7 protein-coding genes are annotated in these 10,127 nt (G+C 71.4%); all 7 read right to left on the reverse strand.

Annotated features, from left to right (window positions below):
* Nucleotides 1-90: 90 nt before the first annotated feature.
* The 7 genes from ABT130_RS45685 to ABT130_RS45715 all read right to left on the reverse strand — a co-directional run bounded on the left by ABT130_RS45685 (nt 91) and on the right by ABT130_RS45715 (nt 9,742).
* Nucleotides 91-1,788 (reverse strand): serine/threonine-protein kinase, encoded by a 1,698-nt coding sequence (locus tag ABT130_RS45685; protein WP_350966212.1) that lies wholly within the window; start codon nt 1,786-1,788, stop codon nt 91-93.
* Nucleotides 1,789-1,872: 84 nt separating this feature from the next.
* Complete coding sequence (locus tag ABT130_RS45690; protein ID WP_350966213.1) at nt 1,873-2,838, reverse strand: D-isomer specific 2-hydroxyacid dehydrogenase family protein; 966 nt, start codon at nt 2,836-2,838, stop codon at nt 1,873-1,875.
* Between the two features lie 354 nt (nt 2,839-3,192).
* Nucleotides 3,193-4,452: an NAD(P)/FAD-dependent oxidoreductase gene (locus ABT130_RS45695; RefSeq protein WP_350966214.1), complete on the reverse strand. Its 1,260-nt coding sequence runs from the start codon at nt 4,450-4,452 to the stop codon at nt 3,193-3,195.
* The gene (locus tag ABT130_RS45700) at nt 4,449-5,867 is read right to left on the reverse strand and encodes an NAD(P)/FAD-dependent oxidoreductase (RefSeq protein ID WP_350966215.1); all 1,419 of its coding nucleotides are present in this window, start codon (nt 5,865-5,867) and stop codon (nt 4,449-4,451) included. The genes ABT130_RS45695 and ABT130_RS45700 overlap by 4 nt, the downstream gene beginning before the upstream one ends.
* A complete protein-coding gene (locus tag ABT130_RS45705) occupies nt 5,864-7,297 on the reverse strand; it encodes an FGGY family carbohydrate kinase (RefSeq protein WP_350912296.1) in 1,434 nt (477 codons plus the stop codon). The genes ABT130_RS45700 and ABT130_RS45705 overlap by 4 nt, the downstream gene beginning before the upstream one ends.
* On the reverse strand, nt 7,294-8,841 hold the full coding sequence (locus ABT130_RS45710) for an amino acid permease (protein ID WP_350966216.1): 1,548 nt from the start codon (nt 8,839-8,841) through the stop codon (nt 7,294-7,296). The genes ABT130_RS45705 and ABT130_RS45710 overlap by 4 nt, the downstream gene beginning before the upstream one ends.
* A 103-nt stretch (nt 8,842-8,944) precedes the next feature.
* Nucleotides 8,945-9,742 (reverse strand): DeoR/GlpR family DNA-binding transcription regulator, encoded by a 798-nt coding sequence (locus ABT130_RS45715; protein WP_350966217.1) that lies wholly within the window; start codon nt 9,740-9,742, stop codon nt 8,945-8,947.
* Nucleotides 9,743-10,127: the final 385 nt, after the last annotated feature.

Raw genomic sequence — 10,127 nt, forward strand, 5'->3', positions numbered from 1 at the left:
GGGAGCCGCAGCGTGCTGCGGTGACCGACGACAACGCGGCGAGGCGCCGCCTGACCGACCGCGGTAGGCAAAAGATCCGCAGGACAGGGCCTAGTTGAGCCGGAAGGTCTCCACGAACGTGTCGACATGCCCGCTGGCCTCGGCCCACTGCCCGGCGGGTGCGAAGAACCAGAACATCCCGACGCCGCCGGAGTCACGGATGACGCATCGGGCGTACAGCCGGAAGGGCATGCCCGACGCGTCCTTGTGCGCGAAGCCGAACTCCAGCTCGGCACCGTCGCCCCCGGCGACGGAGATCGGGCGCCGGACGAGTTCCCGGTAGGAGTCGGGCGCGAACGTGTCCTTCCTGAGCGCGTCGCGCAGCTCGTCGAGGATGGCGGCAGGGGCCCGGGTCTCCTTCCGGCTGAGGTTCGCGAAGGCTCCCAGGTACCAGGAGGACGAGGAGAGGATCGAGCTTTCCGGCCGGCTCCAGCTCACCTGATCCTCGGCCTCGTCCTTGGTCCAGCCGTCGGGCACCGCGATGGAGAATCCACGGGAATCCTTGTGGAGTGTGAAGCCGCGCGGCAGCGAGTCAGGTACCGGGGAGGACGGCGGGTTCTGGCCGGATTCACCACCGGAGCCCGTGGGGGCCGTCGAACCTGCGCCGGGACCGGGCGTTCCGGCGCTCTCCGGCGTGGCGGAGCCGCCCTGGACTCCCCAGATCACCGCGGCGGCCACGGCGACCGCCAGCACAGCCGCCCCCGCGGCCACCATCACCTGGGGGCGAGGCCACCGGGAGGCGCCGGATCGGGCATGATCGCTCGAAGAGGTCGGCCCGGTCCCGGCCGGGGCGGCGCCCTGGGCCCGTCCGCCGTCTTCGGCCGGACTCGGGGCCTGCCAGGCGGGTCCGGCGTACCCGGTCGGACCCGGGATCTGCCAGGAACGTCCGTCCTCCGGCGAACGCGCGTTCACCCGGTCCGGTGCGGCTCCGGCGGCCACCGGCGCGAGCAGCGCCTCGGCCTGGCCGGCCGTCAGCCGCTCGGCGGGATCCTTCCTGAGCAGGCCCTCGATGACCGGGCCGAGCCGGTCCGCGTACCGGGTCGGCGCCGCCGGGCGATTGATGATCGCCGCGATCGTGGCCATCGGGCTCTCCCGCTCGAACGGCCTGCGGCCCTCCACGGCCTCGTACAGCGTCACGCCCGTCGCCCACAGGTCGGAGGCGGCCGAGGCGCGCTCGCCGCCGAGCTGTTCCGGCGCGAGGTAGGGGATCGTGCCGAGCAACTGCCCGGCACCGGTCAGATCCGTGGTGTCGTGGACCGCCGCCGCGATCCCGAAGTCGGTCAGCACGGCCCGGTCGCCCCTGAGCAGGATGTTGGCGGGCTTGACGTCGCGGTGCACGATCCCCGCCGCCTCCGCCGCGGCCAACGCGGAGATCACCCGCAGCCCGATCTCCGCGACCCTGGCCTCGGCCAGCCGCCCCTCCGCCCTGAGCACCTCCGCCATGGACGGTCCCTCGACCAGCTCCATGACGATCCACGGACGGCCGTCCTCCTCGACCACGTCGTAGACGGTGACGATGCCGGGGTGGCCCCTCAGCGTCGCCGCGGTACGGGCCTCGCGGAGCGTCCGCAGCAGCAGTCGCTCGCGGTCCTCGGCGGGCAGCCCGGCGGGTGGCCGCATCTCCTTGACCGCGACGGTCTGGTGGAGCAGCTCGTCCCTGGCCCGCCAGACGACGCCCATGCCGCCTTCCCCGAGAGGGGCCCGCAGGAGGTACCGGCCTGCCAGCACGCGTGACGGCTCTTCCGGCATGCGGGCGAACCTATCGCTTTCCTCGCCTCCGATCCACCGCGATGCCGGTTCCGCGGTCCGGGACGCAGCCGATCGCGGAGCCCGTCAGTATCCCGCGGCGGGATCGATGACCCCCTCCAGCGGAAGGCCCGCCCGCAGGTTGCGTACGTTCCGCTCGACCCGCTCGCAGAACATCCGGGTGACGTACTCGGCGGAGTCGGCGCAGTGCGAGGTGATGAGCACCCTGTCCTCGGCCCAGAGCGGGTGCCCCTCGGGGAGCGGTTCCGGGTCCGTCACGTCCAGCCCGGCGGCGGAGATCGTCCCGGCGCGGAGGGCCTCGACGAGCGCGTCGGTCTGGATGTGCGCGCCGCGGGCGACGTTGACGACGACGGCGTGCGCCGGCAGCAGGGCCAGCTCGGTGGCACCGATGACGTGGGTCGTCTCCGGCGTCAGGGCGAGGGCCAGCACCAGGATGTCGGTCTCCGGAAGCACGGCGGGCAGGGCCTCGGGCGGCAGCGTCTGCTCGGCGCCCTCGATGCTCTCCGCCCGGCGGCGGATCACCCGGATCCGGCACCCGAACGGCCGCAGGAGCCGGATGAGCTCGGTCGCTATACCGCCGCCGCCGAGGATCGTCACCCGCCGGCCGTGCAGGGAGCCGGGATCGACCGAACACCAGCGGGGGGTGCGCGCCTGCCGGACGAGGTTGCGCAGGCAGGCCAGCATCAGCATGAGCGCGTGCTCGCCGACCTGCCCGGCGAACGACCCCTTGGCGCAGCTGAAGGCCACCGGCCGGTCGAGCACGCCGGACGCGGTGAATCTCTCCACCCCCGCCCAGGGGAACTGCACCCAGTTGATCCGGGGGTGGGCGTCCAGAGCCGAGCGGAGCAGTTCCGGCTCACCGGGGATGAGCCACACCAGGCCGTCCGCCTCGGCGAGCGGGACATTGACGCCACCGCCGCCGGACACGGCCTCCTCGACCCTGAGACGCAGGCGGTCGAGGTCGGGGGAGTTGGGACGGTCGTAGGCCGCCCCCGCCTCCGGGGACGGGGCTATCGCGATTCGGGCTTCCATAACCGACATTCTGTACGTGGCCCACCGGCCGGGTACCTCGGCGTCCGGCACTCGGCTACGGAACAGCGTTCCCGACCGATCGATGACGAACTCCCGGAAGTCCGCCTCAAATCCTGGATCCACCTGTCCTCCTCGCCATGTCACCAAGCAAGGACACGGACAGGACGCCGATCTATGCCGACACGGCCGCACCGATCCGCGTCGTCCGGTGCGGTGGCCCGGTGTCGCGGGTGGCGGCGGGAGCGGCGCCGTTCGCCACGGACGACGCCGACCTGTCCCCTCACCCTGCACATGACCCTGCACATACGAGCGGCCCCCGACCGGTGTGGCCGGGGGCCGCTCGCCGGGGGTGTGTCAGCTCTCCACGCCGATGTGCACCGGACCGGCATCCGGTCTGACCGCGCTGAGGACGCTCGTCGGGACGCGGAACACCCGGCCGGGGGCCGCCGGCCACCACAGCCGCTTCCGTGCGATGACCTTTCCCTCCTGCCGGAGGACGATCCGGGGGAACGGGATGTAGCGGTCGCTCCACAGCAGCAGGCGGCGACGGGCCGGGGCCGGATCCCCCGGACGGAAGATCTCCGGCGCCACCCAGCGGAAGGGCGCGTCGGCGACGAGACGCACCTGCTCGGCCGGCGCGCTCCTGCCGCGCAACCAGGCGATGACGGAGCGCGCGACATGGGCGCCGTCGATCGCCGCGATGTCCGCGGTGTCGACCGGGTGGAGCAGGTTGCCCACGGCGAACACGCCCGGCCTGTCGGTGCGTAGCGCGTTGTCGACCAGCGGGCCGTTCGTGCCGGGGTCCATGCTGATTCCCGCCGCGCGTACCAGCTCGTGGTCGGGGATCCAGTCGCCGGTGAGGACGAGCGTGTCGCACTCGACGACCCGCCTGGCGCCGGTGTCGAGGTCCTCGATCTCGACGGCCCGCAGTTCCGGCCGGCCGATGACCTTAGTCACCCGGGTGCGGGTGGCGACCCTGGTACGGAAGAGGATCCTGCCGGGGATGCTGAACAGGGAGTAGGAGTCCGGCCGGGGATACTCGGTGGTCATCAGGACGGTCCGGCAACCGGCCTCGCGCAGGGTCAGCGCGGCCGACCAGCTGACCAGCTCGGCGCCGACGACGACGGCCCTCCTGCCGACCTTCCCGTGCTGCAGGTGGACGAGATTCTGCAGGTGTCCGGTGGTGTAGACGCCGTGGGCGCGGTCTCCGGGGATGAGACGGGCCGGTCGTGGGCGCTCCCGGGCACCGGTCGCCAGGATGACGGCCCGCGCCTCGACGCGGATGCGGCCCCGCGGGGTGGTGGCCTCGATCGTCCGGTCACCGGCCCAGTTCGTCACGGTGGCGTTCGTCAGGATCTTCGCACCGGCGGCCTCGGCCTGCCGGACGAGCCTCCTGGCGTAGGCGGGACCGCTCATGAAGCGCCGCATGTCCCTGATCCCGTAGCCGGGATGGTCGCTGTGCCGGGGGATGCCTCCGGCCGTGCTCTCCCGGTCGAGGACGAGGACGTCACCGTTGATCCTCGGCGCGAGTTCACGGGCGGCGCTCAGCCCGGAGGGGCCGGCGCCGATGATGACGACGGCAGGGGTGAGGGTGGTGATGTCGCCGGGTGTCATCGGCCGGCCTCCAGCGGTGCGTGGCGCTGCTCGCAGGCACTCTCGCCCCTGCTCTCCAGCAGCTTCTTGATCTCGGCGCCGCAGAAGAACCCCTGGCAGCGCCCGTTCATCGCCCGGGTGCGGCGGCGCAGCCCCTCCAGGGTGGCCGGTGGGATCGGTGACCGGAAGGTGTCGCGGATCTCGCCGGCGGTCACCCGCTCGCAGAAGCAGACCACCCTGCCGTAGGCGGGGTCGGCGGCGATCCGGGCGGCGTCCTGGTACGGGCGGGGGAACGCCTCCCCGAGGTTGGGCATGCGGGGCGGCTCCGGCAGGTTCTCCCGTGGTACGAGCGCCAGCCCGGCGTCGCGGACGAGGTCGGCGACGTGCTCGGCGATGGCGATGCCGGCGGTCAGTCCGGTCGAGCGGATCCCGCCGACCAGCACGTAGCGCCGCCCGGCGTCGGCCTCGATGAGGTAGTCGGGGTGGTCGCTCGCCGCGCGCAGGCCCGCGTAGGTCGCGGTGACCTCCTCAAGCAGCAGGTCGGGCATCAGCTTCTCGCCCTTGCCCAGCAGGAACTCGAATCCCCGCTCCGAGGTCCCGGTGTCGGTGCGGTCGACGAGGTCCTCGGCGGTGGGACCGAGCAGCACGTTGCCGTAGACGGTGGGGCTGATCAGCACGCCCTTGCCGCGCGAGCTGGGCACCGGCAGAATGATCTTGTTGACCATCGGGCGGGCGAGCTTGTCGTAGACCAGCAGCTCGCCGCGGCGCGGCGTGACCGTGAAACGGTCGTGGCCGAACAGCCGGTCGATGACGTCGGCGCCGAGCCCGGCCGCGTTGACCACCCAGCGGGCGTGCACATCCCCGCCGGAAGCGCGCAGCACCGTGCGGTCGCCGAGGTCCTCGACCGAGGTGACCGCCCGGTTCAGCAGCAGCGTCACGCCGCGGCCGACCGCGTCCGTGGCCAGGGCGAGGTTGGTGGTCCAGGTGCAGATGATCGACTCGTCGGGAACGGTCAGGCCGCCCAGGGCGCCTTCCCCGAGGTGGGGAAGTTGCCGGTACACCTCCTCGGGACCGACGATCTCCGTCTTGCCGTACCCGTTCTGCTCCGCCTTCCGGCGCAGGCCCGGCAGCGCGTCGAGCTCCTCGGCGGTCCAGGCCACCAGCAGCGCCCCGGTGTGCTCGACCGGGATGCCGGTCAGCTCGGCGTACTCCGACAGCAGGTGGTAGCCCTCACTGACCAGCCGGGATTCGAGGGTGCCGGGCTTGGCGTCGAAACCGGTGTGCAGGATGGCGGTGTTCGCCTTGCTCGTACCGTCACCGACGTCATCGCGCGCGTCGAGCAGCGCGACGCTCAGCTCGTAGCCGGCCAGCTTCCTGGCGATGGCCGAGCCGACGATGCCGGCACCGATCACCGCCACGTCGAACGTGGTGTTCATCGTGTTCCCTCCCGCGTCAGGGTGGCGTTGACCGCCTCCGCCCAGCGGGAGCGGAAGTCGGCCGCCTGATCGGCGGACCATCGGGGTTCGTAGGTCGTGCTGGGCTCCCACGGGTGGACCGCGTCCGCGAGGGAGAGCGACGGGTCGAGCGAGGCGCGGGCCAGCGCCACCGCCCCCATCGGGGTGGCGTGCTGGGAGGGGTAGACGTCGATCCGGATCCGCATCAGGTCGGCGACCGCCTGCATGAGGACCCTGCTCCGGGTGAGCCCGCCGTCCACCCGCAGCCGGGTCAGCGGCTGCCCGAGGTCGGCGGCGACGAGGTCGCCGAGCTCGGCGACCTGCGCCGCGATCCCCTGCAGTACGGCGAGCACGAGGTGCCCGGAACCGGTGGAGAGGGTCAGCCCGGAGAACGAGGCCTTGGCGTCGGGACGCCACCAGGGGGCCGCCAGGCCGGCCAGCGCCGGCACGCACAGCACCCCCTCGGCGTCCGCCGCCGCGACCACGTCCAGGTCCGCGGCGCTACGGATGAAGCCGAGATCCTGGATCCACCGTACGGCGGAGGCGGCCGTGTAGACCTGGCCGTCGAAGCAGTACGAGGTCTCCCCCCGGACCCGCCAGGCGACCGAGGCGGCCAGGTGGGCGGTGGAGCGCACGGCGGAGGTGCCGGTGTTGGCCAGCAGGAACGCGCCGGTGCCGAAGGTGCACTTCGCCTCTCCGGAGTTCAGGCAGTTCTCGGCGAGCAGGGCGGCCTGCTGGTCGACCACGAGCCCGCCGACGGGGACGTTCCCGCCGAACGCGGAGGTGTGGCCGACCACCTCGTCACAGGAGACGATGCGCGGCAGGCGCTCGGTGCCGAGCCCGAACAGCTCCAGCAGTTCCGGGTCCCACTCGGCGTCGTCGAGCCGGGTGACCAGCGACCGGCTGGCCGTGGCGACGTCCGTGACGAACTCCCCGGTCAGATGGTGGATGATCCAGGAGTCGGAGGTGGTGACCACCCCTTCACCCGTCACGTTCCGGCGCAGCCAGGCCATCTTCGGGGCGGAGAAGTACGGGTCCAGGATCAGCCCGGTGGTCGCGGCGATCCGGTCCTTGAACTCCTCCAGCTCCGCGCAGACGCCCTCCGAGCGGCGATCCTGCCAGACGATGGCGGCCGAGAGGGGCTCGCCCGTGACGGGGTCCCACGCCAGGACGGTCTCGCCCTGGTTCGCCAGCGTGACGGCGTCGATCCGCACCCCGGCCCGCGCGACGGCCTGGCGGCCGGCATTGAGTACCGAGTCGAGCAGTTCCCTGGGGTTCTGCTCGACTCCGCCTCCGGGCAGGTAGGTGGGGCGGACCGGGACCTCGGCGAGGCCGAGCACCTCGCCGCGGGCGTCGACGACGATCGCCTTGGTGCCGGATGTTCCCTGGTCTATCGCCAGTACCGTGGTCACCGCCGGTGGGTCCCCTCCGTGCGCCTGTCCTTGGCCGCCCCCGCGGCATCGGCGGTCAGCTCCGCGTCGATGGAGTGCATGTCCGGCATCACCAGGCCCTTCGTGCCCTTGGTGAACAGCAGGTAGGCGAAGTACACGGCGCCGATGGCGAGCATGATGAGCACGTAGACCCACGGCTCCACGAACGAGGCGTCCCGGAAGAGCAGCAGCTCGAACGCGAGCCAGATCAGCGCGACGACGATCACCGGGATCTCCCAGCGGCCCAGGTCGAACCCCTTGCTCGGCGGCAGCGACTTCCGCTTGACCACGTACATGATGACGGTTCCGGTGTAGATGATCGCCGGCAGCAGGGTGGCGGCGGCGAACAGGCCGAAGAGGGCGTCGGTCCGGGTGGAGAAGACCGCCAGGATCAGCTCGCCGATGACGAACATGAAGACGGTGGCGTTCAGCGGGGTGCCGAAGCGCGGGGAGACCTTGTGCAGGCCCTGCCAGCCGGGGAAGCGCTGGTCGCGGGACATCGCCCAGACCAGCCGCACGCCGGTCATCAGGATCACCATGCCGCAGGCGAAGATCGCGATGACCACCAGCACGAGCAGCGCCGTACCCACCACGGGGCCGAGCGACCGGCTGATCACGTCCGCGACCGGGGTTCCCGACTTGGCCAGCTCGACCGGGTCGCCGGCGAGCAGGGTGACGGCGACGAGGAACAGGAAGCCGAGCACACCGGAGGCGAGAACCGCCTGCCACATGGCGCGGGGGACGACCCGGGCCGGGTCCTTGGTCTCCTCGGCGAGGTTGGCCGCCGACTCGAAACCGACGATCGTGAACGCGCCGAGCAGGAAGCCCAGCATCCACGGACCGGCCGAGGTGAGCGTGCCCATGCTGAGGTAGCCCTCGGACGGGATGGCGCCGGTGCTGAACAGGTTGGCGAAGTTGACCTCCTTGGCGATGAAACCCACGATCAGCAGCAGCAGGACGAGGGCGATCATGCCGATCAGCTCCGCCGTCACGGCGAAGTTGTTGACCCGCTCGGTCCACTTGGTGGAGAGCCCGACCAGCAGCGCCTGGCACATGATGACCACACCGGTGATCACCCAGGCGTTCAGCGCGGTGCCCTCGTAGCCGAGCAGCACCGGCAGCACGGTGGAGGCGATGGTGTAGTCCACCGCCACGACCACGACCGCGAGGAACGAGAACGAGACCCAGCCGATGATCCAGCCGAGCACGGGGTTCGCCAGCCGGGACATCCACTGGTAGGAGTATCCGGTCACCGGGATGCGCGCGGCCAGCGAACCGAAGATGAACGCGACGGCGAGCTGACCGATGATCACGATCGGCCAGGTCCAGATGCCCGCGGGGCCCGAGGTGTTCAGCACCGAGCCGTAGGTGGTGAAAATGCCGGTGGCGATCGAGACGAAGGCGAATGCCACGGCGAACGAGGCGAAACGCCCGGTGCCGCGCTTCATCGCCTGCTTGTAGCCGAATTCCGCAACACTTGCGCCGCTCTCCTGATTGCCCGGCGCGGGTGGTGAATACTGGGTCATGGACCTACAACTCCTGTGTTTCCTGTCAGATGGTGCATCGGCGTGCTGGTCCGAGCCGGGTGGCGTTGCCGCGCCGCCCGGCTCCTTCGACGGTGGAGAACGTTCAAGAGAGCACCATCACCCCGCCCCCGCGGGTGATCGCGTCCTGGATGCCGGAGGGGGGTTCCGCCTCGGTGATGAGACCGCCGAGCTCGCCCAGCTCGGCGACCCGGTGCCGGGCGACCAGGCCGAACTTGCTTGAGTCGGCGAGTACGTACGAACGCGTCGCGTTCCTGAGGATGATCTTCCGGACCGCGATCTCGTCCAGGTAGTAGTCGGTCAGGCCGGCCGCGGCGTCGACGCCGCCCGACCCGAGGAACGCGACGTCCGGGTTGAGGTCCGCGAAGAACGCCTGGGCCACCGAGTTCGAGAGCGCGAGGTCTCCGCCGCGCAGCCTGCCCCCGCAGACGAGGACCTCGATGCCGGGCCGCTCGGAGAGTTCCGCCGCGACCAGCAGGGAACAGGTGGCCACGGTCCCGGTGAAGTCGAGCGGCAGGGCACGGGCGACCTGGACGGCGGTGGTTCCCACGTCGATCACCACGGTCTGGCCGGGGTGCACCAGCCCGGCGGCGGCACGGCCGATGCGCGTCTTGGCGTCCGCGGCGGTCCCGGTGCGTTCGGCGAAGGGGGCCTCCTCGCCGGCGGCCTGCCCGAGCGTGATGGTCGCGCCCCCGTGCACGCGCGACAGCCTCCCCTGGCGCTCAAGCGCCACGAAGTCACGGCGGATCGTCTCCGCTGACACGCCGAGCTCGTGCGCGAGGTCGTCGGTGCTGACGACGCGGGAGATCCGCAGTGCCTCCCCGATGCGCGCATGCCGCTCAGCGGGCAGCACGACTGCCCACTTCTGTGGAAGTTTGTGCATGCATGAGGGGAATTATGCTTTGATGTGGTTATCGCGTCAATGCATTGCGCTATCGGGTTGGAAACCTTTACCGAGGGTTCCGTCTGCCGGCGGGCGATGCGGAGCCCGCTGACCTCGGCTCATAAGCGGACCGTAAGCCCTTGGGGCCTCTCGCCGGGTGACCGCCCCGGGCGTTCCCGGTCATCCGCGGGCACCGAGGTCGCTCTCCGGCGGCGCCGGTCGGGAGTGCGGTCCGGAATCTCGTCGCCCATCCATCTGTGCCATCTCGACGGCCCCGGACGGCCGGAGCCTCTAGGTCCTGTCCTGCGGATCTTGCCGTGGCGAGGATCGGTCAGGTGGTGTCTCGCAAGGCGGAGGAGGGAGCCGCAGCGTGCTGCGGTGACCG

It is taken from the genome of Streptosporangium sp. NPDC001681 (assembly GCF_040298085.1).
In the GTDB taxonomy this organism is placed as follows: domain Bacteria; phylum Actinomycetota; class Actinomycetes; order Streptosporangiales; family Streptosporangiaceae; genus Streptosporangium.